21 protein-coding genes and 4 tRNA genes are annotated in these 24471 nt (G+C 65.2%); all 25 read left to right on the top strand.

What is annotated here, in order from left to right; genetic code table 11:
* Nucleotides 1-75: 75 nt before the first annotated feature.
* The 25 genes from ychF to rplV all read left to right on the top strand — a co-directional run bounded on the left by ychF (nucleotide 76) and on the right by rplV (nucleotide 24460).
* Nucleotides 76-1167 (top strand): redox-regulated ATPase YchF, encoded by a 1092-nt coding sequence (ychF, locus tag V1318_RS09395; protein WP_332939380.1) that lies wholly within the window; start codon nucleotides 76-78, stop codon nucleotides 1165-1167.
* A gap of 105 nt (nucleotides 1168-1272) precedes the next feature.
* A tRNA-Tyr gene (locus V1318_RS09390) sits at nucleotides 1273-1358 on the top strand.
* Between the two features lie 30 nt (nucleotides 1359-1388).
* Nucleotides 1389-1462: transfer RNA gene (locus V1318_RS09385), tRNA-Gly, on the top strand.
* Nucleotides 1463-1511: 49 nt separating this feature from the next.
* Nucleotides 1512-1587 (top strand) — tRNA-Thr (locus V1318_RS09380).
* A 58-nt stretch (nucleotides 1588-1645) separates the two neighbouring features.
* Nucleotides 1646-2836, top strand: coding sequence for an elongation factor Tu (gene tuf / locus V1318_RS09375; protein WP_332939373.1), 1191 nt, complete (start codon nucleotides 1646-1648; stop codon nucleotides 2834-2836).
* Between the two features lie 124 nt (nucleotides 2837-2960).
* Nucleotides 2961-3036: transfer RNA gene (locus tag V1318_RS09370), tRNA-Trp, on the top strand.
* A 94-nt stretch (nucleotides 3037-3130) separates the two neighbouring features.
* Nucleotides 3131-3505, top strand: a complete 375-nt coding sequence (gene secE, locus V1318_RS09365) for a preprotein translocase subunit SecE (RefSeq protein ID WP_332939379.1) — start codon at nucleotides 3131-3133, stop codon at nucleotides 3503-3505.
* 4 nt (nucleotides 3506-3509) lie between these two features.
* Nucleotides 3510-4079 carry a transcription termination/antitermination protein NusG gene (gene nusG / locus V1318_RS09360; protein ID WP_056183347.1) on the top strand — a complete coding sequence of 190 codons (570 nt, stop codon included), beginning with the start codon at nucleotides 3510-3512 and terminating at the stop codon, nucleotides 4077-4079.
* Nucleotides 4080-4283: 204 nt separating this feature from the next.
* Nucleotides 4284-4712 (top strand): 50S ribosomal protein L11, encoded by a 429-nt coding sequence (gene rplK, locus V1318_RS09355; protein ID WP_091638452.1) that lies wholly within the window; start codon nucleotides 4284-4286, stop codon nucleotides 4710-4712.
* A gap of 3 nt (nucleotides 4713-4715) precedes the next feature.
* A complete protein-coding gene (gene rplA / locus V1318_RS09350) occupies nucleotides 4716-5414 on the top strand; it encodes a 50S ribosomal protein L1 (protein ID WP_055902452.1) in 699 nt (232 codons plus the stop codon).
* Between the two features lie 395 nt (nucleotides 5415-5809).
* Nucleotides 5810-6340, top strand: a complete 531-nt coding sequence (gene rplJ, locus V1318_RS09345) for a 50S ribosomal protein L10 (RefSeq protein ID WP_057160015.1) — start codon at nucleotides 5810-5812, stop codon at nucleotides 6338-6340.
* A gap of 67 nt (nucleotides 6341-6407) precedes the next feature.
* Nucleotides 6408-6782 carry a 50S ribosomal protein L7/L12 gene (gene rplL, locus V1318_RS09340; RefSeq protein ID WP_332939378.1) on the top strand — a complete coding sequence of 125 codons (375 nt, stop codon included), beginning with the start codon at nucleotides 6408-6410 and terminating at the stop codon, nucleotides 6780-6782.
* Nucleotides 6783-7053: 271 nt separating this feature from the next.
* Nucleotides 7054-11205 carry a DNA-directed RNA polymerase subunit beta gene (gene rpoB, locus V1318_RS09335; RefSeq protein ID WP_332939377.1) on the top strand — a complete coding sequence of 1384 codons (4152 nt, stop codon included), beginning with the start codon at nucleotides 7054-7056 and terminating at the stop codon, nucleotides 11203-11205.
* Between the two features lie 113 nt (nucleotides 11206-11318).
* Nucleotides 11319-15566, top strand: coding sequence for a DNA-directed RNA polymerase subunit beta' (rpoC, locus tag V1318_RS09330; RefSeq protein ID WP_332939376.1), 4248 nt, complete (start codon nucleotides 11319-11321; stop codon nucleotides 15564-15566).
* 356 nt (nucleotides 15567-15922) lie between these two features.
* Complete coding sequence (rpsL, locus tag V1318_RS09325; protein WP_036115437.1) at nucleotides 15923-16297, top strand: 30S ribosomal protein S12; 375 nt, start codon at nucleotides 15923-15925, stop codon at nucleotides 16295-16297.
* A gap of 83 nt (nucleotides 16298-16380) precedes the next feature.
* Nucleotides 16381-16848 (top strand): 30S ribosomal protein S7, encoded by a 468-nt coding sequence (rpsG, locus tag V1318_RS09320; RefSeq protein WP_332939375.1) that lies wholly within the window; start codon nucleotides 16381-16383, stop codon nucleotides 16846-16848.
* A 150-nt stretch (nucleotides 16849-16998) separates the two neighbouring features.
* Nucleotides 16999-19119, top strand: coding sequence for an elongation factor G (fusA, locus tag V1318_RS09315; RefSeq protein ID WP_332939374.1), 2121 nt, complete (start codon nucleotides 16999-17001; stop codon nucleotides 19117-19119).
* Between the two features lie 166 nt (nucleotides 19120-19285).
* Nucleotides 19286-20476: an elongation factor Tu gene (gene tuf, locus V1318_RS09310; RefSeq protein ID WP_332939373.1), complete on the top strand. Its 1191-nt coding sequence runs from the start codon at nucleotides 19286-19288 to the stop codon at nucleotides 20474-20476.
* A gap of 643 nt (nucleotides 20477-21119) precedes the next feature.
* Nucleotides 21120-21431, top strand: coding sequence for a 30S ribosomal protein S10 (gene rpsJ / locus V1318_RS09305; protein ID WP_022968186.1), 312 nt, complete (start codon nucleotides 21120-21122; stop codon nucleotides 21429-21431).
* Between the two features lie 11 nt (nucleotides 21432-21442).
* On the top strand, nucleotides 21443-22099 hold the full coding sequence (rplC, locus tag V1318_RS09300; protein WP_056172304.1) for a 50S ribosomal protein L3: 657 nt from the start codon (nucleotides 21443-21445) through the stop codon (nucleotides 22097-22099).
* Between the two features lie 2 nt (nucleotides 22100-22101).
* On the top strand, nucleotides 22102-22707 hold the full coding sequence (gene rplD, locus V1318_RS09295) for a 50S ribosomal protein L4 (RefSeq protein WP_332939371.1): 606 nt from the start codon (nucleotides 22102-22104) through the stop codon (nucleotides 22705-22707).
* On the top strand, nucleotides 22704-23000 hold the full coding sequence (gene rplW, locus V1318_RS09290) for a 50S ribosomal protein L23 (RefSeq protein ID WP_232909393.1): 297 nt from the start codon (nucleotides 22704-22706) through the stop codon (nucleotides 22998-23000). The genes rplD and rplW overlap by 4 nt, the downstream gene beginning before the upstream one ends.
* A gap of 10 nt (nucleotides 23001-23010) precedes the next feature.
* Nucleotides 23011-23838 (top strand): 50S ribosomal protein L2, encoded by an 828-nt coding sequence (gene rplB, locus V1318_RS09285; RefSeq protein WP_332939370.1) that lies wholly within the window; start codon nucleotides 23011-23013, stop codon nucleotides 23836-23838.
* Nucleotides 23839-23844: 6 nt separating this feature from the next.
* The gene (gene rpsS, locus V1318_RS09280) at nucleotides 23845-24114 is read left to right on the top strand and encodes a 30S ribosomal protein S19 (RefSeq protein ID WP_091636279.1); all 270 of its coding nucleotides are present in this window, start codon (nucleotides 23845-23847) and stop codon (nucleotides 24112-24114) included.
* Between the two features lie 10 nt (nucleotides 24115-24124).
* Nucleotides 24125-24460, top strand: coding sequence for a 50S ribosomal protein L22 (rplV, locus tag V1318_RS09275; RefSeq protein ID WP_056176302.1), 336 nt, complete (start codon nucleotides 24125-24127; stop codon nucleotides 24458-24460).
* Nucleotides 24461-24471: the final 11 nt, after the last annotated feature.

Raw genomic sequence — 24471 nt, 5'->3', positions numbered from 1 at the left:
TGGGGATTAGGGATTCGTAAAGCCCTGGCTTTTACGAATCCCTAATCCCGAATCACGAATCCCGGATTTCCAGCCATGGGCATCAAATGCGGCATCGTCGGCCTGCCGAACGTCGGCAAGTCGACCCTTTTCAACGCCCTGACCAAGGCCGGTATCGCCGCGGCCAACTTCCCGTTCTGCACCATCGAGCCCAACGTGGGCGCGGTGCCGGTGCCGGATCCGCGCCTGAACGCGCTGGCCGAGATCGTCAAGCCGCAGAAGCTGATCCCGACCGCGGTCGAGTTCGTCGACATCGCCGGCCTGGTCGCCGGCGCGGCCAGCGGCCAGGGCCTGGGCAACAAGTTCCTGGCCCATATCCGCGAGGTCGACGCGATCACCCACGTGGTGCGCTGCTTCGAGAACCCGGACGTCATCCACGTCAACAACAAGGTCGACCCGATCGCCGATATCGAGACCATCGATACCGAGCTGGCCCTGGCCGACCTGGAATCGGTGGAAAAGGCCCTGCAGCGCGCCGAGCGCAGCGCCAAGACCGGCGACAAGGAGGCCAAGGCCCGCGTCGACGTGCTCACGCGCGTGCGCGCCGGCCTGGACGCCGGCCAGCCCGCGCGCGCCCTGGGCCTGTCCGAGGACGACGTGGCCCAGGTCCGCGACCTGTTCCTGCTGACCCTCAAGCCGGTCATGTACGTGGCCAACGTGCTCGAGGACGGCTTCGAGAGCAACCCCCACCTGGACGCCGTGCGCGCCCGCGCGGCCGGCGAGGGCGCCCAGGTGGTGCCGATCTCGGCCGCGATCGAGGAGGAGCTGAGCCAGCTCGAGGACGCCGACCGCGACGCCTTCCTGGCCGACCTGGGCCTGGCCGAGCCGGGCCTGAACCGCCTGATCCGGGCCGGCTACGCCCTGCTGGGCCTGCAGACCTATTTCACCGCCGGCGTGAAGGAAGTCCGGGCCTGGACCGTCAAGGCCGGCTCGACCGCCCCGCAGGCCGCGGCGGTGATCCACACCGACTTCGAAAAGGGCTTCATCCGCGCCGAGACCATCGGCTACGACGATTTCATCAAGTACAAGGGCGAGGCCGGCGCCCGCGACGCCGGCCGCCTGCGCCTGGAAGGCAAGGAATACCGGGTCCAGGAAGGCGACGTGCTGCACTTCCGTTTCAACGTTTGAGGCCCGGAACGGGTAGAGTCGCGCGCTCCGGAAAAAAATCTGCGAAACTTGTGTCCGGACACGTTGACTTCCTCCGTTTCGAGCGCCAGAATTGCGGGCTCTTTTGGAGGGATACCCAAGCGGCCAACGGGGGCAGACTGTAAATCTGCTGGCTTACGCCTTCGGTGGTTCGAATCCACCTCCCTCCACCAGTTAGTTCCAACGCTGTAGCGGTTTCCGGCGCGGGAGTAGTTCAATGGTAGAACCTCAGCCTTCCAAGCTGATGGTGCGGGTTCGATCCCCGTCTCCCGCTCCATTGATTCTGCTCCAGGCGACACCATTACAGCGGTAGGCAAAAGTTTCACGCTCACGTAGCTCAGTCGGTAGAGCACCTCCTTGGTAAGGAGGAGGTCGAAGGTTCGATTCCTTTCGTGAGCACCATCCAAGCAGTACGTCAAACGCAACAAGCCACCTAAAGAAACCAAGCGAGAAGCGAGTCATGGCTAAGGGTAAATTCGAGCGCACCAAGCCGCACGTGAACGTGGGCACCATCGGCCACGTGGACCACGGCAAGACCACGCTGACCGCAGCGCTGACCAAGGTGGGCGCGGAGCGTTTCGGCGGCGAGTTCAAGGCGTACGACGCGATCGACGCGGCGCCGGAAGAGAAGGCGCGCGGCATCACGATTTCGACGGCTCACGTCGAGTACGAATCGGCGAACCGCCACTACGCGCACGTGGATTGCCCGGGCCACGCCGACTACGTGAAGAACATGATCACGGGTGCGGCGCAGATGGACGGCGCGATCCTGGTGTGCTCGGCCGCCGACGGCCCGATGCCGCAGACCCGCGAGCACATCCTGCTGTCGCGCCAGGTCGGCGTGCCGTACATCGTCGTGTTCCTGAACAAGGCCGACATGGTGGACGACGCCGAGCTGCTCGAGCTGGTCGAGATGGAAGTGCGCGAGCTGCTGACCAAGTACGAGTTCCCGGGCGACGACACCCCGATCATCCACGGTTCGGCCCGTCTGGCGCTGGAAGGCGACCAGTCTGAGATCGGCGTGCCGTCGATCCTGAAGCTGGTGGACGCGCTGGACACGTTCATCCCGCAGCCGGAGCGCGCGATCGACAAGCCGTTCCTGATGCCGGTGGAAGACGTGTTCTCGATCTCGGGCCGCGGCACCGTGGTGACCGGCCGTATCGAGCGCGGCATCATCAAGGTGGGCGACGAAATCGAAATCGTCGGTATCCGTCCGACTCAGAAGACCACGGTCACGGGCGTGGAAATGTTCCGCAAGCTGCTGGACCAGGGGCAGGCGGGCGACAACGCCGGTCTGCTGCTGCGCGGCACCAAGCGCGACGACGTCGAGCGCGGCCAGGTGCTGGCCAAGCCGGGTTCGATCACCCCGCACACCGAGTTCGAAGCCGAAGTCTACGTGCTGTCGAAGGACGAGGGCGGCCGTCACACCCCGTTCTTCAAGGGTTACCGTCCGCAGTTCTACTTCCGCACCACCGACATCACCGGCGCGGTGACGCTGCCGGACGGCGTCGAGATGGTCATGCCGGGCGACAACATCAAGATGGTTGTGTCGCTGATCAACCCGGTGGCGATGGACGACGGCCTGCGCTTCGCGATCCGCGAAGGCGGCCGTACGGTCGGCGCCGGCGTGGTGGCGAAGATCATCAAGTAAGATCTCAGCGACGGTCGCAAGGCCGTCGCGAGCCGCGAACGGCGGGCCGGTAACGACGGTCCGCCTTCGCTGTTTAGAGGAAACCGAGTCTTGCGGGGCTCCCGCGGGCCAGGTCCGAAGCAATACGCCAGTAGCTCAATTGGCAGAGCAGCGGTCTCCAAAACCGCAGGTTGGGGGTTCGAGTCCCTCCTGGCGTGCCACCTAGGCAATGCGGATCCCTCCGCGCAAGCCCGGTCCTCGCGGCCGGACTTTCACCAAGAAGGCGGCTGCGCAAGCGCCCCCGCGATGGAACGGATGAACAGCAAGGTCGAACAACACGGTTCTGCGTCCGCAGGCGACTTCGTCAAGTACGCCCTGGCGGTGCTTCTGGTCGCCGGCGGCGTGTTCGCGTTCTACTGGTTCGACTGGGCGACCCCGCTGCGCGCGCTGGTCGTGGTCGCCGGCCTGATCGCCGGTATCGGCGTGTTCCTGGTCAGCGCCAAGGGCCGGCAGACGCTGGAATTCCTGTCCGAGTCGCGTTTCGAGCTGCGCAAGGTGGTCTGGCCGACCCGTCAGGAAGCCATGCGCACCACCTGGGTAGTGATGATCGCGGTCGCGATCCTCAGCCTGATCCTGGCCGGCTTCGATCTGATCATCGCCGAACTGGTCAAACTGATTTTGGGGCACTGAGGCAATGACCGAAGTACATAAGCGCTGGTACGTCGTTCACGCCTACTCCGGCTTCGAGAAGTCGGTGGCGCAGGCGCTGCGCGATCGCATCGTGCGTTTCGAGATGCAGGAGCGCTTCGGCGACGTCCTGGTTCCGACCGAGGAAGTGGTCGAGATGCGCTCCGGCCAGAAGCGCCGTTCCGAGCGCAAGTTCTTCCCGGGTTACGTCCTGGTCCAGATCGCCACCCACGACGAGGCCGGGATTCCGCGCATCGACAGTGAGAGCTGGCACCTGATCAAGGAAACCCCGAAGGTCATGGGCTTCATCGGCGGCACCGCCGACCGCCCGCTGCCGATCCAGGACCGCGAGGCGGACATGATCCTGCAGCGCGTTCAGGATGGCGTCGAGAAGCCCAAGCCCAAGGTCCTGTTCGAGCCGGGCGAGATGGTCCGCGTCATCGACGGCCCGTTCGTGGATTTCAACGGCGTGGTCGAGGAAATCAACTACGACAAGAGCCGCCTGCGCGTGGCGGTGCTGATTTTCGGCCGCTCGACCCCGGTCGAGCTCGAGTTCGGCCAGGTCGAGAAGGCCTGACCGGGGCTCCGGCGCCCTTCAGCAGGGCTCCGGAAAGCCTGCTATACTTTCCGGCTGCGCAGCCCAGGGCGCGCACCGAACCAGGAAACCGCAGCCGCCGCAAGGCGGCTGTCGGCGTCTGAAAAAACGTGAAGCCGGGACACGTGATATTCCCGGTCCGATGGGGAGCCTGAGACCCAGGCGCTTGCACCCGGAGAGAAGAAGATGGCTAAGAAAGTAGTTGGTTACATCAAGCTGCAGGTGAAGGCCGGTCAGGCCAATCCGTCGCCGCCGGTGGGCCCCGCCCTCGGTCAGCGCGGCCTGAACATCATGGAGTTCTGCAAGGCGTTCAACGCCGCGACCTCCAAGCTGGAGCCGGGTCTGCCGACCCCGGTGATCATCACCGCGTACTCCGACCGTACCTTCACCTTCATCACCAAGAGCACCCCGGCTTCGGTGCTGCTGAAGAAGGCCGCCGGCATCAGCTCGGGCTCCAAGCGCCCGAACACCGAGAAGGTCGGCAAGGTCACCCGCAAGCAGCTCGAGGACATCGCCAAGGCGAAGGAAGCCGACCTGACGGCGGCCGACCTGGACGCAGCGGTGAAGACGATTGCGGGTTCGGCCCGCAGCATGGGTCTCGTGGTGGAGGGCTAAGACATGGCGATCAGCAAGCGCGAAAAAGCAATCAAGGCCGCCGTGGTCCCGGGTAAGGCCTACGCCTTCGACGAGGCCATCAAGATCGTGAAGACCGCGACCAAGGCCAAGTTCGTCGAGTCCGTCGACGTGGCCGTCCGTCTGGGCGTGGACGCGAAGAAGTCCGACCAGCAGGTGCGCGGTTCGACCGTGCTGCCGGCCGGTACCGGCAAGTCCGTGCGCGTGGCGGTGTTCGCCCCCGCGGGCGCCAAGGCCGACGAGGCCCTGGCCGCCGGCGCCGAGGCCGTCGGTATGGACGACCTGGCCGAGAAGATGCAGGCCGGCGACCTGAACTACGACGTCGTCATCGCGACGCCGGACGCCATGCGCGTGGTCGGTAAGCTGGGCCAGGTGCTGGGCCCGCGCGGCCTGATGCCGAACCCGAAGGTCGGCACCGTCTCGCCGAACCCGGCCGAAGCGGTCAAGAACGCCAAGGGCGGCCAGGTGCGTTACCGCACCGACAAGGCCGGCATCATCCACTGCACCATCGGCAAGGCTTCGTTCGAAGACGCCTCGCTGAAGGACAACCTGCAGGCGCTGCTGCTGGACCTGATCAAGGCCAAGCCGTCGACCGCCAAGGGTCAGTACCTGCAGAAGATCTCGATCAGCTCGACCATGGGCCCCGGCGTGACCGTGGACCAGGCCTCGCTGGCGCTCAAGTAAGAAACAAACGGGAGTGGGTGCGGAGAAGTGAGGAGTGAGCGAAAAGCCAAGTTCGCTCTTACTCGTTTCTCGCTGCTCCAATCTCACTCCTAGATTTTTGAGGGCATCGCCAGGGGCAAGTCCCCGAACGAAGCCGTCAAAGACCGCAGGCGCGGTCAGCGCGTATCGACGACGGGCACGGAAGCTCGGTCTGGCAAGGAATCGCCGTCGGTACTAGCGGGTTCGCTTAATTCGGACTCTTCGGAGCCGGGCCAGCGTAGATGGTGCCGCCCTACTGAAACCTTTCAGGAAAGGCCACCACCCGGGACGCCCCAGGCGTCCCCGGCGCCATGGAAGGTGCCGCTCAGGACCGCAAGCGGCAGGAGCCGTGAGCGGAGTTCACAAGAGGAGTGTTTATGGCTCTCAATCTGTCTCAGAAGCAAGAAGTAGTCGCCGAGCTGGCAGAAGTCGCCGCGAAGGCTCACTCCTTGGTTGCTGCCGAGTACGCGGGCACGACGGTCGCTCAGATGACCGCCATGCGCAAGAAGGCTCGTGAAACCGGTGTGTACTTGCGTGTCGTCAAGAACACCCTGGCTTCCCGCGCCGTGGCTGGTACCGAATACGAGTGCGCCCAAGACGCCCTCGTCGGTCCGCTGCTGTACGCGTTCTCGACGGAAGAACCCGGCGCCGCCGGGCGTCTGATCAAGGAATTCGCCAAGGGCAACGACAAGCTGCAGGCCAAGGTGGTCGCCATGGGCGGCCAGCTGTATCCGGGCAGCCACGTCGAAGTGCTGGCCTCGTTGCCGACCCGCGAGCAGGCCCTGGCCATGCTGGCGCGCGTCCTCGCCGAACCCGCAAGCATGTTCGCCCGCGCCGTCAAGGCCGTGGCCGACAAGCAAGGCGGCGGCGAAGCCGCGCCGGCCGAAGCCGAAGCGGAAACGGCGTAATCGCCGTTCGCTCAGCGAATACCTACTGAACCGATTCGTAAGATCAATTTCCTAAAAGGTTAATCACATGTCCCTGTCCAACGAACAGATCGTCGACGCCATCGCCGAGAAGACCCTTCTCGAAGTGATGGAGCTGGTCAAGGCGATCGAAGAGAAGTTCGGCGTCTCCGCCGCCGCCCCGGTCGTCGCTGCCGCCGGCCCGGCCGTCGCCGCCGCCCCGGTCGAAGAGCAGACCGAGTTCAACGTCATCCTGAAGGCCGCCGGCGAGAAGAAGGTCGAGGTCATCAAGGCCGTCCGTGCCATCACCGGCCTGGGCCTGAAGGAAGCGAAGGACCTGGTCGAAGGCGCTCCGCAGACCGTGAAGGAAGCCGCTTCGAAGGAAGAGTCCGAGAAGATGAAGAAGGACCTCGAGGCCGCTGGCGCGACCGTCGAAGTGAAGTAAGTTGCATCGCGTCGCCGGATTCATTACTGGCGACCACCCAAGGCTGGGGACGAAAGTCCCCGGCCTTTGGCCGTTGTTGAAGTACCGGAAATAAAGTCCCGAGTTGGCAGTGTGAAGTAGCGGGAGAAGGCGTGCTGGTGCCGGCAATACCAGCGACTTCCCACTGTCAGTTCTTCGTTCCCCCTGGGTTTGCGGTCGCGGACGCGCGATCTGCCCGAGACGCCGCAACGGCGTGTCGAAAACCCACCAGAAACCGAGGCGGTAGCTCACCATGACGTACTCGTTCACCGAAAAGAAGCGCATCCGCAAGGACTTCGGCAAGCGCAAGTCGATTCTCGAAGTGCCTTTCCTGCTGGCCATCCAGGTCGACTCCTACCGCGAATTCCTGCAGGAGAACACCGAGCCGGGCAAGCGCGCCGATCGCGGCCTGCACGCGGCCCTGAAGTCGGTGTTCCCGATCTCCAGCTACAGCGGCAACGCCGCGCTCGAATACGTCGGCTACAAGCTCGGCGATCCGGCGTTCGACGAGCGCGAGTGCCGTAACCGCGGCCTCAGCTACGGCGCCCCGCTGCGCGTGACCGTGCGCCTGGTGATCTACGACCGCGAGTCCTCGACCAAGGCCATCAAGTACGTGAAGGAGCAGGAGGTCTACATGGGCGAGATTCCGCTCATGACCGACAACGGCACCTTCATCGTCAACGGCACCGAGCGCGTCATCGTCTCGCAGCTGCACCGTTCGCCGGGCGTGTTCTTCGACCACGACCGCGGCAAGACCCACAGCTCGGGCAAGCTGCTGTACAGCGCCCGCATCATTCCCTACCGCGGCTCCTGGCTGGACTTCGAGTTCGACCCGAAGGACGCGCTGTTCACCCGTATCGACCGCCGCCGCAAGCTGCCGGTCACCGTGCTGCTGCGCGCGCTGGGCTACAACAACGAAGAGATGCTCGCGCAGTTCTTCGAGATCAACACCTTCCACATCGATCCCAAGGAAGGCGTCCAGCTCGAGCTGATCCCCGAGCGCCTGCGCGGCGAGACCCTCAACTTCGACCTCGCCGACGGCGACAAGGTCATCGTCGAGGCCGGCCGCCGCATCACCGCGCGCCACGTCAAGCAGCTCGAGCAGGCCGGCGTCGCCGCCCTGGCCGTGCCGGACGAGTACCTGGTCGGCCGCATCCTGTCCAACGACGTCGTCGACGCCAAGACCGGCGAGTTGCTGGCCTCGGCCAACGACGAGATCAGCGACGACCAGCTGGCCGCGTTCCGCAAGGCCGGCATCGACACCGTCGGCACGATCTGGGTCAACGACCTCGACCGCGGCCCGTACCTGTCCAACACCCTGCGCATCGATCCGTCCAAGACCCAGCTGGAAGCCCTGGTCGAGATCTACCGCATGATGCGTCCGGGCGAGCCGCCGACCAAGGACGCCGCGCAGAACCTGTTCCACAACCTGTTCTTCACCTTCGAGCGCTACGACCTGTCGGGCGTCGGCCGGATGAAGTTCAACCGCCGCATCGGCCGCAAGGAAACCACCGGCGCCTCGGTGCTGTACGACGCCAAGTACTTCGCCGAGCGCAAGGACGAAGAGTCCGCGCGCCTGCGCAACGAACTGGGCGACAGCTCCGACATCCTGGACGTGATCCGCGTCCTGACCGAGATCCGCAACGGCCGCGGCACCGTCGACGACATCGACCACCTGGGCAACCGCCGCGTGCGTTCGGTCGGCGAAATGGCCGAGAACGTGTTCCGCGTGGGCCTGGTCCGCGTCGAGCGCGCGGTCAAGGAGCGCCTGTCGATGGCCGAGTCCGAAGGCCTGACCCCGCAGGAGCTGATCAACGCCAAGCCGGTGGCCGCCGCGATCAAGGAGTTCTTCGGCTCCTCGCAGCTGTCGCAGTTCATGGACCAGAACAACCCGCTGTCGGAAGTCACGCACAAGCGTCGCGTGTCTGCCCTCGGCCCGGGCGGTCTGACCCGCGAGCGCGCCGGCTTCGAAGTGCGCGACGTGCACCCGACCCATTACGGCCGCGTCTGCACCATCGAGACGCCGGAAGGCCCGAACATCGGCCTGATCAACTCGCTGGCCGTTTTCGCCCGCACCAACAAGTACGGCTTCCTCGAGACGCCGTACCGCAAGGTCGTGGACGGCAAGGTCACCGACGACATCGAGTTCCTGTCGGCGATCGAAGAGAACGAGTACGTCATCGCCCAGGCCAACGCGACCCAGGACGACAAGGGCGCGATGACCGACCAGTTCGTGGCCTGCCGCTACCAGGGCGAGTCGCTGCTGAAGCCGCCGAGCGAGATCCATTACATGGACGTCTCGCCGATGCAGACCGTGTCGGTCGCGGCGGCGCTGGTTCCGTTCCTCGAGCACGACGACGCCAACCGCGCGCTGATGGGCGCGAACATGCAGCGTCAGGCCGTTCCGACCCTGCGTAGCCAGAAGCCGCTGGTCGGCACCGGCATCGAGCGCGCCGTGGCGCGCGACTCGGGCGTGACCGTGAACGCCCTGCGCGGCGGCGTGATCGAGCAGATCGACGCCGGCCGCATCGTGGTCAAGGTCAACGAGGACGAGATCACCGACGTCACCGACGCCGGCGTCGACATCTACAACCTGATCAAGTACACGCGTTCGAACCAGAACACCTGTATCAACCAGACCCCTCTGGTGAAGGTGGGCAACGTGATCGCCCGCGGCGACGTGCTGGCCGACGGTCCCTCGACCGACATCGGCGAGCTCGCGCTCGGCCAGAACATGCTGGTCGCGTTCATGCCGTGGAACGGCTACAACTTCGAAGACTCGATCCTGCTCTCCGAGCGCGTGGTCGAAGAGGATCGCTACACCACGATCCACATCGAAGAGCTGACCTGCGTCGCCCGCGACACCAAGCTGGGGCCGGAGGAAATCTCGGCCGACATCCCGAACGTCTCCGAGCAGGCGCTGAACCGCCTCGACGAGTCGGGCGTGGTCTACATCGGCGCCGAAGTCCGCGCCGGCGACATCCTGGTCGGCAAGGTCACGCCGAAGGGCGAGTCGCAGCTGACCCCGGAAGAGAAGCTGCTGCGCGCGATCTTCGGCGAGAAGGCCTCCGACGTTAAGGACAGCTCGCTGCGCGTGCCCCCGGGCATGGACGGCACCGTCATCGACGTGCAGGTCTTCACCCGCGACGGCATCGAGAAGGACAAGCGCGCGCGCCAGATCGAGGAATCCGAGATCAAGCGCGTCAAGAAGGACTTCGACGACCAGTTCCGCATCCTCGAGAGCGCGATCTACGCCCGCCTGCGCACGCAGCTGGTCGGCAAGGTCGCCAACGGCGGCGCCGGCCTGAAGAAGGGCGACACCGTCACCGAGGCGTTCCTCGCGGGCCTGAAGAAGTCCGAGTGGTTCACCCTGCGCATGAAGGACGACGACGCGATCGACGCGATCGAGCGCGCCCAGAAGCAGATCGACACGCACGAGAAGGAATTCGAGCGCCGCTTCACCGACAAGCGTTCGAAGATCACCCAGGGCGACGACCTCGCGCCGGGCGTGCTGAAGATGGTCAAGGTGTTCCTGGCCGTCAAGCGCCGCATCCAGCCGGGCGACAAGATGGCCGGCCGTCACGGCAACAAGGGCGTGGTCTCGACCATCGTTCCGGTCGAGGACATGCCGTACGCCGCCGACGGTCAGACCGTCGACATCGTGCTGAACCCGCTGGGCGTGCCGTCGCGTATGAACATCGGCCAGATCCTCGAAGTGCATCTGGGCTGGGCCGCCAAGGGCCTGGGCCAGAAGATCCAGCGCATGCTGGAGGCGCAGCAGAAGATCGCCGACCTGCGCAAGTTCCTCGACGACATCTACAACCACGACCAGAAGGTGCACGGTCAGCGCGTCGACCTGAAGCAGTTCAGCGACGACGAGCTGCTGACGCTGGCGCACAACCTGACCGACGGCGTGCCGATGGCGACGCCGGTGTTCGACGGCGCGGCCGAAGTCGAGATCAAGCGCATGCTGGAGCTTGCCGACCTGCCCAGCAGCGGCCAGACCATCCTGCACGACGGCCGTACCGGCGAGGCGTTCGAACGCCCCGTCACGATCGGCTACATGCACATGCTGAAGCTGAACCACCTGGTCGACGACAAGATGCACGCGCGCTCGACCGGTCCGTACTCGCTCGTCACCCAGCAACCGCTGGGCGGCAAGGCGCAGTTCGGCGGCCAGCGTTTCGGCGAAATGGAAGTCTGGGCGCTGGAAGCCTACGGCGCGGCCTACACCCTGCAGGAAATGCTGACGGTGAAGTCCGACGACGTGCAGGGCCGCAACCAGATGTACAAGAACATCGTCGACGGCGAGTACGAGATGGTCGCCGGCATGCCGGAGTCCTTCAACGTGCTGGTGAAGGAAATCCGCTCGCTCGCGATCAACATGGAGCTGGAAGAGAACTGAGGACCGCCGGGAATCGGGAATGGGGAATAGGGAATCGCGAAAGCCTCCCACGCCCCTCCCGAAGCCCGCTTTGACGATTCCCAATTCTCGATTCCCGATTCTCGGAGAAACCCATGAAAGACTTGCTCAATCTCTTCAACCAGCAGCGCCCCGCGCTGGACTTCGACGCGATCAAGATCGCGCTGGCTTCGCCCGACCTGATCCGTTCGTGGTCGTTCGGCGAAGTGAAGAAGCCGGAAACCATCAACTACCGTACCTTCAAGCCCGAACGCGACGGCCTGTTCTGCGCCGCGATCTTCGGACCGATCAAGGACTACGAGTGCCTGTGCGGCAAGTACAAGCGCATGAAGCACCGTGGCGTGGTCTGCGAGAAGTGCGGCACCGAGGTCACCCTGGCCAAGGTCCGTCGCGAGCGCATGGGGCACATCGACCTGGCCTCGCCGGTCGCCCACATCTGGTTCCTCAAGTCGCTGCCCTCGCGCATCGGCCTGATGCTGGACATGACCCTGCGCGACATCGAGCGCATCCTGTACTTCGAAGCCTACGTCGTCACCGAGCCGGGCCTGACCCCGCTCGAGCGCGGCAACCTGCTGACCGAAGAGCAGTTCCTGCAGGCGCGCCAGGAGCACGGCGACGACTTCGAGGCCGCGATGGGCGCCGAGGCGGTCTACGACCTGCTGCGCACGATCGACCTCCAGGCCGAGATGATCCAGCTGAAGGAAGAGATCGCCTCGACCAACAGCGAAACCAAGCTCAAGCGCCTCACCAAGCGCATCAAGCTGGTCGAAGCCTTCCTCGAGTCGGGCAACCGCCCCGAGTGGATGGTCATGACCGTGCTGCCGGTGCTGCCGCCGGACCTGCGTCCGCTGGTCCCGCTGGACGGCGGCCGCTTCGCGACCTCCGACCTGAACGACCTGTACCGCCGCGTCATCAACCGCAACAACCGCCTGCGCCGCCTGCTCGAGCTCAACGCGCCCGACATCATCGTGCGCAACGAGAAGCGCATGCTGCAGGAGTCGGTCGACGCCCTGATGGACAACGGCCGTCGCGGCCGCGCCATCACCGGCACCAACAAGCGCCCGCTCAAGTCGCTGGCCGACATGATCAAGGGTAAGCAGGGCCGGTTCCGTCAGAACCTGCTCGGCAAGCGCGTCGACTACTCGGGCCGTTCGGTCATCGTGGTCGGCCCGACCCTGCGTCTGCACGAGTGCGGTCTGCCGAAGAAGATGGCGCTGGAGCTGTTCAAGCCCTTCATCTTCGCCAAGCTGCAGCGTCGCGGCCTGGCCACCACGATCAAGGCCGCCAAGAAGCTGGTCGAGCGTGAAGAGGCCGAGGTGTGGGACATCCTCGAAGAGGTGATCCGCGAGCACCCGGTGCTGCTGAACCGCGCCCCGACCCTGCACCGTCTGGGCATCCAGGCGTTCGAGCCGGTCCTGATCGAAGGCAAGGCGATCCAGCTGCACCCGCTGGTCTGCACCGCGTTCAACGCCGACTTCGACGGCGACCAGATGGCCGTGCACGTGCCGCTGAGCCTCGAGGCCCAGCTGGAAGCGCGCGCCCTGATGATGGCGTCGAACAACATCCTGTCGCCGGCCAACGGCGAGCCGATCATCGTGCCGTCGCAGGACGTCGTGCTCGGCCTGTACTACATGACCCGCGCCCTCGAGAACAAGATGGGCGAGGGCATGGCGTTCGCCAACGTGGCCGAAGTCAAGCGCGCCTACGACAACCGCGTCGTGCAGATCCACGCCAAGGTCAAGGTCCGCATCAGCGAGATCGTGATCAACGAGGACGGCACCCGCGCGCCCAAGACCTCGATCGTCGACACCACCGTCGGTCGCGCCCTGCTGCGCGAGATCCTGCCGGACGGCCTGCCGTTCGCGCTGGCCAACACCGAGCTGACCAAGAAGAACATCTCGCGCCTGATCAACAGCTGCTACCGCATGCTGGGCCTGAAGGACACGGTCGTGTTCGCCGACAAGCTGATGTACACCGGCTTCGCCTACGCGACCCGCGCCGGCGTCTCGATCGGCATCGACGACATGATCATCCCGAAGGAAAAGGAAGGCATCGTCGCCGAGGCCGAAGGGGAAGTGCTGGAAATCCAGCAGCAGTACCAGTCGGGCCTGGTCACCGCCGGCGAGCGCTACAACAAGGTCGTCGATATCTGGTCGCGCACCAACGAGCGCGTGGCCAAGGCGATGATGGACGCGATCGGTACCGATCACATCACCAACGCCAAGGGCGAAGCCGTCGACCAGAAGTCGATGAACTCGCTGTACATCATGGCCGACTCCGGCGCCCGCGGTTCGCAGGCCCAGATCCGTCAGCTGGCGGGTATGCGCGGCCTGATGGCGCGTCCGGACGGCTCGATCATCGAGACGCCCATCAAGGCGAACTTCCGCGAAGGCCTGAACGTGCAGGAGTACTTCAACTCCACGCACGGCGCCCGTAAGGGTCTGGCCGATACCGCGCTCAAGACCGCGAACTCGGGTTACCTGACCCGTCGTCTGGTCGACGTGGCGCAGGACGTGGTGATCACCGAAACCGACTGCGGCACCGTCGAGGGTCTGATGATGACCCCGATCGTCGAAGGCGGCGACGTGGTCGAGCCGCTGCGCGACCGCGTGCTGGGCCGCGTCGTGGCCGAGGACGTGTTCCTGCCGGGCAACGACGAGGATCCGATCGTCACCCGCAACACCCTGCTCGACGAAGCCTGGGTCGCCAAGCTCGAGGACGCCAGCGTCCAGTCGATCAAGGTCCGTTCGACCATCACCTGCGAAAGCGCCTTCGGCGTGTGCGCGCACTGCTACGGTCGCGACCTCGGCCGCGGCCACCTGGTCAACCACGGCGAAGCGGTCGGCGTCGTCGCCGCGCAGTCGATCGGCGAGCCCGGCACGCAGCTGACCATGCGTACGTTCCACATCGGCGGCGCGGCTTCGCGTGCGGCGGCGATCGACAACGTCACGGTCAAGACCACCGGTTCGATCAAGTTCAACAACCTCAAGCACGTCGCGCACGCCAACGGCCACCTGGTCGCGGTGTCGCGTTCGGGCGAACTGTCGGTGCTCGACCCGCACGGCCGCGAGCGCGAGCGCTACAAGCTGCCCTACGGCGCCACCATCAGCGTCAAGGACGCCGCCGAGATCAAGGCCGGCCAGCAGGTCGCCAACTGGGATCCGCATAACCACCCGATCGTCTCGGAAGTGGCGGGCTTCATCCGCTTCGTCGACTTCGTCGACGGCGTGACCGTCATCGAGAAGACCGACGAACTGACCGGCCTGGCCTCGCGCGAGATCACCGATCCGAAGCGTCGCGGCTCGCAGGGCAAGGACCTGCGTCCGGTCGTGCGCATCGTCGACAAGAACGGCAAGGACCTGTCGATTCCGGGTACCGATCTGCCGGCGCAGTACCTGCTGCCGCCGCGTTCGATCGTCAACCTGCAGGACGGCGCCCCGGTGGGCGTGGGCGACGTGGTCGCCAAGATCCCGCAGGAAGCCTCCAAGACCCGCGACATCACCGGCGGTCTGCCGCGCGTGGCCGACCTGTTCGAGGCGCGCAAGCCCAAGGATCCGGCCGTGCTGGCCGAGCGTTCGGGCATCGTCTCGTTCGGCAAGGACACCAAGGGCAAGCAGCGCCTGATCATCAAGGACACCGACGGCAACGAGCACGAAGAGCTGATCCCGAAGTACCGCCAGATCATCGTGTTCGAAGGCGAGCACGTGGAGAAGGGCGAGACCGTGGTGGACGGCGAGCCGAGCCCGCAGGACATCCTGCGCCTGCTCGGCGTGGAGCCCCTGGCCGTGTACCTGACCAAGGAAATCCAGGACGTCTACCGCCTGCAGGGCGTGAAGATCAACGACAAGCACATCGAAGTGATCGTCCGTCAGATGCTGCGCAAGGTCGAAATCACCGACCAGGGCGACAGCAAGTTCCTGCATGGCGAGCAGATCGAGCGTCAGCGCTTCGTCGAAGAGAACGCCCGCCTGCTGGCCCGCAACGAGATTCCGGCCAAGTACGAGCCGGTGCTGCTGGGCATCACCAAGGCCTCGCTGGCGACCGAGTCGTTCATCTCGGCCGCGTCCTTCCAGGAGACCACCCGCGTCCTGACCGAGGCCGCCGTGCGCGGTACCCGCGACGGCCTGCGCGGCCTGAAGGAAAACGTGATCGTGGGCCGCCTGATCCCGGCCGGTACCGGCCTGGCGTACCACACCCAGCGCCGCAAGAACGCTTCGGGTCTGACCGACTCGGAGATGGAGGCCCTGTCCGGCCCGGTCGCGGTGGCGGTCGAGGCTCCGGCCCCGGCGGTCGTCGAGGCCGAAGTCGCGGCGCAGGACGGCGACGAGTCCAGCGCCTCCTGAGGCCTGGACCCGCGCCCCGGCCCTCTCCCGTACGCGGGGGAGGGCGGTGGCGGGCCGGCGCTGGCATGCCGGCACCAAGTAACGTATAGTTAGCAGTTCGGACTGTCCTTCGGGACGTCCCAGATCACGAAAAGAGGCGCATGGAGCGCCTCGTGTTCGGCCCAGGGCAGGGCGGGATCGCAGGTAGTAGAACGGCTGTGCCACGCGGAAACCCGCGGCGGGCGGCTGTTCCGATAGCTCGCGTTGACGGTAACGTCGAACGCGGGCTATACTTTTTCGTCTCGGTGAGCCGGTTTTTGGCTTGCCGTTCGCTTCTCAACGTAGTGGCCTCACCGCCCCTCACCAAAGAGTTCCTGATGGCAACGATCAACCAGCTCGTCCGCAAGCCGCGGCAGGCGACCACCTACAAGAGCGCCTCGCCGGCGCTCGCGAACTGCCCGCAGCGTCGCGGCGTTTGCACCCGCGTGTACACCACCACCCCGAAGAAGCCGAACTCGGCGCTGCGCAAGGTGGCCAAGGTTCGTCTGACCAACGGTTACGAGGTCATCTCGTACATCGGCGGCGAAGGCCACAACCTGCAGGAGCACAGCGTGGTGCTGATCCGCGGCGGCCGAGTCAAGGATCTGCCGGGCGTGCGCTACCACACCGTTCGCGGCTCGCTCGACGCCGCCGGTGTCGCCAAGCGTCGCCAGAGCCGTTCCAAGTACGGCGCGAAGCGTCCGAAGTCCTAAGCGCGTAGCTGCCCAGGCGCGCGCCTTCCGGCGCCGCCGCCCGCAAGCACGTCTGTCAAGAATCACGAGAATAGGTACGCACCATGTCGCGTAAAGGTTCCACCCCGCAGCGTTCGGTCCTGCCCGATCCCAAGCACGGCAGCGAGACGATCGCGCGCTTCATCAATATGGTCATGCAGAGCGGCAAGAAGTCCGTCGCCGAGAAGATCGTCTACGGCGCCATGGACGTGATCGGGGAGAAGAACCCGAACGCGCTCGAGCTGGTCGAAAAGGCCCTCGGCAACGTCTCGCCCGCGGTCGAAGTGAAGTCGCGCCGCGTCGGCGGCGCCACCTACCAGGTGCCGGTCGAAGTGCGTTCGTCGCGCCGCATGGCCCTGGCGATGCGTTGGCTGATCGAGTCGGCGCGCAAGCGCGGCGAGAACAGCATGCCGCGCAAGCTGGCCGCCGAACTGCTCGACGCCTCGGAAAACCGCGGCGGCGCGATCAAGAAGCGCGAAGAAACCCACCGTATGGCGGAAGCGAACAAGGCGTTCGCCCACTACCGCTGGTGATCCGAGCGCCCCACGGCACCTGAGTGCCTGGGCCTCAGCAGCGCGTCGTGCGCTGCCGCGGCGGCGTAAAGGCCGCCTTGCGAACCGGAGGCCGCCCACGAGGCGGCGTCCGGCCATCTGGAATTCGAAAACTTATTACGAGAGGGTCCCGTGGCTCGCACCACTCCCATCGAGCGTTACCGCAACTTCGGCATCATGGCCCACATCGACGCGGGTAAGACCACCACGTCCGAGCGCATCCTGTTCTACACCGGCGTCAGCCACAAGATCGGCGAAGTGCACGAAGGTGCCGCGACGATGGACTGGATGGAGCAGGAGCAGGAACGCGGCATCACCATCACTTCCGCCGCGACCACCGCGTTCTGGAAGGGCATGGACAAGTCGTTGCCCGAACACCGCTTCAACATCATCGACACCCCCGGACACGTCGACTTCACCATCGAAGTCGAGCGTTCGCTGCGCGTGCTCGACGGCGCGGTGTTCGTGCTGTGCGCCGTGGGCGGCGTGCAGCCGCAGTCGGAGACCGTGTGGCGCCAGGCCAACAAGTACTCCGTGCCGCGCATGGCCTTCGTCAACAAGATGGACCGCACCGGCGCCAACTTCGACAAGGTCGTCGAGCAGCTCAAGGCCCGTCTGGGCGCCTACGCCGTGCCGATGCAGGTGCCGATCGGCGCCGAAGAAGGCTTCGAGGGCGTGGTCGACCTGCTCAAGATGAAGGCGATCCATTGGGACGTCGCCTCGCAGGGCACCAAGTTCGAGTACCGCGACATCCCGGCCGACCTGCAGTCCAAGGCCGAGGAAGCGCGCGCGTTCATGGTCGAAGCCGCGGCGGAAGCCTCGGAAGAGCTGATGGACAAGTACCTCAACGAGGGCGAGCTGACCGAGGAAGAGATCATCGCCGGTCTGCGTACGCGCACCCTGCGCGTCGAGATCGTGCCGGTGTTCTGCGGCTCGGCGTTCAAGAACAAGGGCGTGCAGGCCATGCTCGACGGCGTGATCAACCTGCTGCCGTCGCCGTCCGACCGTCCGCCGGTTCCCGGCATCGACGAGGACGAGAAGGAAGACAGCCGCAAGGCCTCCGACACCGAGCCGTTCTCGGCGCTGGCGTTCAAGATCATGACCGACCCGTTCGTCGGTTCGCTGACCTTCTTCCGCGTCTACTCGGGCGTGCTGAATTCGGGCGACCAGGTGTACAACCCGGTCAAGTCGAAGAAGGAACGCGTCGGCCGCATCCTGCAGATGCACGCCAACCAGCGCGACGAAATCAAGGAAGTCCGCGCCGGCGACATCGCCGCGGCCGTGGGCCTGAAGGACGTGACCACCGGCGACACGCTGTGCGCGCAGGATCACATCATCACCCTCGAGCGCATGGTTTTCCCGGAGCCCGTCATCTCGATGGCGGTGGAGCCCAAGACCAAGTCGGACCAGGAAAAGATGGGTATCGCCCTGGGCCGTCTGGCGCAGGAAGATCCTTCGTTCCGCGTGCGCACCGACGAAGAGTCGGGCCAGACCATCATCGCCGGCATGGGCGAGCTGCACCTGGACATCCTCGTCGACCGCATGAAGCGCGAGTTCAACGTCGAAGCCAACGTCGGCAAGCCGCAGGTGGCCTACCGCGAGACGATCCGCAAGTCGGACGTCAAGTCGGACTACAAGCACGCCAAGCAGTCCGGCGGTAAGGGTCAGTACGGTCACGTCGTGATCGAGCTGTCGCCGATGAACGAGAAGGACCGCGCCAACGAGGACGTCGAGAACGATTTCCTGTTCGTCAACGACATCACCGGCGGCGTGATTCCGAAGGAATTCATCCCGGCGATCGAGAAGGGCCTGCGCGAAACCATCACCAGCGGTCCGCTGGCCGGCTTCCCGGTCGTGGGCGTCAAGGTCAAGCTGGTGTTCGGCTCGTACCACGACGTCGACTCCTCGGAAATGGCGTTCAAGCTCGCCGCGTCGATGGCGTTCAAGGAAGGTTTCCGCAAGGCCGATCCGGTCCTGCTGGAGCCGATGATGAAGGTCGAAGTCGTGACGCCGGAAGAGTACGTCGGCGACGTGATGGGCGACTTGAGCCGCCGTCGCGGCCTGTTGCAGGGCCAGGACGACACGCCGTCGGGCAAGACCATCAACGCGATGGTGCCGCTGGGCGAGATGTTCGGTTACGCGACCACCATCCGTTCGCTGACCCAGGGCCGCGCCACCTTCACGATGGAATTCGATCACTACGCCGAGGCGCCGAACAATATCGCCGAAGCCGTGATCAAGAAGGGCAGTTGATGTAAGCCGGGATTCGGGAGTGGGGTTCGGGATTCGCAATAGCGGATTCCACTCGCTCCCGGGCCTCGCATCGAAGTCCGATCACACGCAAGTGCAGGGATGCGGCGGCCTCCGATCGCCAATCCCAAATCCCGAATCACGAATCACAGAACTTGAGAGAGACATCATGGCTAAGGGTAAATTCGAGCGCACCAAGCCGCACGTGAACGTGGGCACCATCGGCCACGTGGACCACGGCAAGACCACGCTGACCGCAGCGCTGACCAAGGTGGGCGCGGAGCGTTTCGGCGGCGAGTTCAAGGCGTACGACGCGATCGACGCGGCGCCGGAAGAGAAGGCGCGCGGCATCACGATTTCGACGGCTCACGTCGAGTACGAATCGGCGAACCGCCACTACGCGCACGTGGATTGCCCGGGCCACGCCGACTACGTGAAGAACATGATCACGGGTGCGGCGCAGATGGACGGCGCGATCCTGGTGTGCTCGGCCGCCGACGGCCCGATGCCGCAGACCCGCGAGCACATCCTGCTGTCGCGCCAGGTCGGCGTGCCGTACATCGTCGTGTTCCTGAACAAGGCCGACATGGTGGACGACGCCGAGCTGCTCGAGCTGGTCGAGATGGAAGTGCGCGAGCTGCTGACCAAGTACGAGTTCCCGGGCGACGACACCCCGATCATCCACGGTTCGGCCCGTCTGGCGCTGGAAGGCGACCAGTCTGAGATCGGCGTGCCGTCGATCCTGAAGCTGGTGGACGCGCTGGACACGTTCATCCCGCAGCCGGAGCGCGCGATCGACAAGCCGTTCCTGATGCCGGTGGAAGACGTGTTCTCGATCTCGGGCCGCGGCACCGTGGTGACCGGCCGTATCGAGCGCGGCATCATCAAGGTGGGCGACGAAATCGAAATCGTCGGTATCCGTCCGACCCAGAAGACCACGGTCACGGGCGTGGAAATGTTCCGCAAGCTGCTGGACCAGGGGCAGGCGGGCGACAACGCCGGTCTGCTGCTGCGCGGCACCAAGCGCGACGACGTCGAGCGCGGCCAGGTGCTGGCCAAGCCGGGTTCGATCACCCCGCACACCGAGTTCGAAGCCGAAGTCTACGTGCTGTCGAAGGACGAGGGCGGCCGTCACACCCCGTTCTTCAAGGGTTACCGTCCGCAGTTCTACTTCCGCACCACCGACATCACCGGCGCGGTGACGCTGCCGGACGGCGTCGAGATGGTCATGCCGGGCGACAACATCAAGATGGTCGTGTCGCTGATCAACCCGGTGGCGATGGACGACGGCCTGCGCTTCGCGATCCGCGAAGGCGGCCGTACGGTCGGCGCCGGCGTGGTGGCGAAGATCATCAAGTGATCCTTTGACCCGGGCGCCACTGGCGCCCGGCTTTGTCAAAGGGTCATCCCCGAGTGCTCTAGTCGGGGATCCAGGCCGCCAGCGTCGCCCGGTTACCCTGCGAACCAGGGCAATCCGAACAGCGACGGCAGGCGGTCCGGCACGCTCCGGCGGGGATCCAGTCTCACTGAGCCAAGCAACACAGGACATCGGGTTCGCCCCCGGGTTCCAGGTCCCCCGGCCCGCCGCCCTCCGGCGCGCGATCCGGGCCTCCGACCGATGCCAGGGCAGGACGCTTGCGTCCTCCCAGGCAATACGGTTAGAATGCGCGACCACCGTGCCAGTCCTGTAAATCCAGGGCGGCACGACCAGCGAAATGAGGAGCAGGACGCACCTCGTATTCGCCAGACAGGGATATGTCGCACGGCAGCGCTCCGTACGTTCCGGGCCCCGAACCTAACGGTTCACGGCTTCCAAGGAACGCTACACGGGGCCCTTCGTGCGTTCTGCTCAGTCTGGGCGGGCCGGGAAACCGGTCTGCCTTAGTTTTTTTCCAGGCAAGGAAGCTCCGGGGCGAGGGTGCTGCTCTGGAGTGTTTGCGTTTTCGTGGGGTTCGGCACACCCAGAAGCCGGCCCGTCGCTCTTTCAACCAAGGAATTCCGTCATGGCGGACCAAAAGATCCGGATTCGGCTGAAGGCGTACGATCATCGTCTGATCGACCGCTCGGCCAGCGAGATCGTCGAGACGGCCAAGCGGACCGGCGCGCAAGTGCGCGGCCCGATCCCGCTGCCGACCAAGATCGAGCGTTACACCGTTCTGGTTTCCCCGCACGTCGATAAGGACGCGCGCGACCAGTACGAGACCCGCACGCACAAGCGCGTGCTCGACATCGTCGACCCCAACGACAAGACCGTGGACGCGCTGATGAAGCTCGAACTCGCGGCTGGCGTCGACGTGCAGATCAAGCTGACCTGAGGCAAGCCACCATGACCGCGAAGAAATATTCGTTGGGCATCGTCGGCCGCAAGGCCGGCATGAGCCGCGTCTTCCTCGCCGACGGTAAGTCGGTGCCGGTGACGCTGATCGAAGCCACTCCGAACCGTATCACCCAGATCAAGACCACCGACACCGACGGCTACAGCGCCGTGCAGGTGACGGTCGGCGTGCGCCGCGCCGCGCTCGTCAATAAGCCGGAAGCCGGTCACCTCGCCAAGGCGAAGGTCGAAGCCGGTCGCGGCCTGTGGGAGCTGCGCGTGGAAGCCGACCAGATCGGCGCTTTCGAAGTGGGCGGCGAGATCAAGGCCGACATCTTCTCCGAAGGCCAGATCGTCGACGTCCAGGGCATCACCAAGGGCAAGGGCTTCCAGGGCACGATCAAGCGCTGGAATTTCCGCATGGGCGACGCGACGCACGGTAACTCGCTGTCGCACCGCTCGCCGGGTTCGATCGGCCAGCGCCAGACGCCGGGCCGCGTTTTCCCGGGCAAGAAGATGTCCGGTCACATGGGCGCCGTCCAGCAGAGCACGCAGGGCCTGGAAGTGGTCAAGGTCGACGCCGAGCGCGGCCTGATCGCCATCAAGGGCGCCGTGCCGGGCGCGCCGGGCGGCGACGTGATCGTCCGTCCGACGAGCAAGGGAGCATAACGATGGAACTTGCCATCAACGGTAGCGACAAGAAGCTGTCGGTTTCCGACGCCATCTTCGATCGCGAATTCAGCGAAGACCTGGTCCACCAGGTCGTTGTGGCCTACCGCAACGCGGGCCGCGCCGGCACCAAGGCGCAGAAGACGCGTTCGGAAGTCAACGGCACCACCAAGAAGTCGAAGAAGCAGAAGGGCGGCGGTGCGCGTCACGGCGCGCTGACGGCTCCGATCTTCGTCGGCGGCGGCGTGACCTTCGCGGCCAAGCCGCGCAGCTTCGCGCAGAAGGTCAACCGCAAGATGTACCGCGCAGCGATGGCTGCGATCCTGTCGGAATTGAACCGCCAGGGCCGCATCACCGTCGTCGAGTCGCTGGACATCGACTCGCCGAAGACCTCGGGCATGGTCGCCAAGCTGAAGTCGCTCGAAATGGGCCGTCGTCCGCTGCTCGTCACCGAGGAAGCCTCCGAGAACCTGTACCTCTCGGCGCGCAACCTGCCTTACGTGGAAGTCCGCGACGTGCAGGGACTCGATCCGGTCGCCCTCGTCGGCGCCGATTCGATCGTGTTCACGACCGATGCGGTCAAGAAGATCGAGGAGTGGCTGGCATGAACGACGCCAAGCTCTACAGCATCATCCGTGCGCCGCGCGTGTCCGAAAAGACCGCGCGTCTGCAGGAAGTTTCCAACCAATACGTCTTCGAAGTCGCGACGGACGCTACCAAGGCCGACATCAAGGTCGCCGTGGAAAAGCTGTTCGACGTTAAGGTCGAGGCGGTGAATGTGGTCAACGTGAAGGGCAAGAACAAGGCCTTCAAGTTCCGCATGGGCCGTCGCGGCGACTGGCGCAAGGCGTACGTGAAGCTGGCCGCTGGCCAGTCGATCGACGTGATTGCCAAGCCCTGAGGAAAGACCCATGGCATTGATGACTTTCAAGCCCACTTCCCCCGGCCGCCGTAGCGCGGTCCGCGTGGTGACGCCGGGCCTGCATAAGGGCGCGCCGCACGCGGCGTTGGTCGAGAAGCAGAGCAAGAGCGGCGGCCGTAACCACCACGGTCGCATCACCACCCGTCATATCGGCGGTGGCCACAAGCAGCATTACCGCATCATCGACTTCAAGCGCGACAAGGTCGGCATCCCCGCCCGCGTCGAGCGGATCGAGTACGATCCGAACCGCACCGCGCACATCGCGCTGCTGTGCTACGTCGATGGCGAGCGTCGTTACATCATCGCCCCCAAGGGCCTGAAGGACGGCGACCAGGTGATCGCGGGCCGCGACGCCCCGATCCGCGTCGGCAACACGCTGCCGCTGAGCAACATCCCGGTCGGCACCACCGTGTGCTGCGTCGAGATGAAGCCGGGCAAGGGCGCCCAGCTGGCCCGTGCGGCCGGCGCCAGCGCCTACCTGGTGGCTCGCGAGCAGGGCTACGCCACGCTGCGTCTTCGCTCCGGCGAAATGCGCAAGGTGCCGGCCGAATGCGGCGCCACGATCGGCGAAGTCGGCAACGACGAACACAGCCTCGAGAAGCTCGGCAAGGCCGGCGCCAAGCGCTGGCGCGGTATCAAGCCGACCGTCCGCGGTGCGGCCATGAACCCGGTCGACCATCCGCACGGCGGTGGTGAGGCCAAGGCTGGCCAGGGCAACCCGCATCCGGTCACGCCGTGGGGCGTGCCGACCAAGGGTTACAAGACGCGTAAGAACAAGCGTACGCAGCAGTTCATCGTTCGCGATCGCAGGAGCTAATCGGCCATGGCACGTTCACTCAAAAAGGGTCCGTTCGTCGACCACCATCTGATGAAGAAGGTGGAAGTCGCGGGCAACAACAAGAAGCCGATCAAGACCTGGTCGCGTCGCTCGATGGTGCTTCCGGAGATGGTGGGTTTCACCATCGCCGTGCACAACGGCAAGAACCACATCCCGGTGTTGGTCAACGAAAACATGGTTGGCCACAAGCTTGGCGAATTCGCCCTGACCCGTACGTTCAAGGGTCACGGCGGCGACAAGAAGTCGGGTAAGTAAGGAGATGACCATGGAAGCGAAAGCCATCCTGCGCACCGCGCGCATCTCCCCGCAGAAGGCCCGCCTGGTCGCCGACCAGGTGCGCGGTCTGTCCGCCGAACGCGCCGTCAACCTGCTGAAGTTCTCGGACAAGAAGGCAGCTGCACTGATCCGCAAGGTCGTGGAGTCCGCCATCGCCAACGCCGAGAACAACCAGGGCGCCGACGTCGACGAGCTCAAGGTCAAGACCATCATGGTGGACGAGGGTCCCGCACTTAAGCGCTTCATGGCGCGTGCGAAGGGCCGCGGCACCCGCATCCTCAAGCGCACCAGCCACATCACTGTGGTTGTGGGCGCGGGCAAGTAAGGCGGAGTCAG

This window comes from Lysobacter sp. CCNWLW3 (assembly GCF_036697405.1).
Classification (GTDB): Bacteria; Pseudomonadota; Gammaproteobacteria; order Xanthomonadales; family Xanthomonadaceae; genus Lysobacter.
Note: the sequence above shows the minus strand (reverse complement) of the source record. Positions and strands in the feature narration are given on the sequence as shown.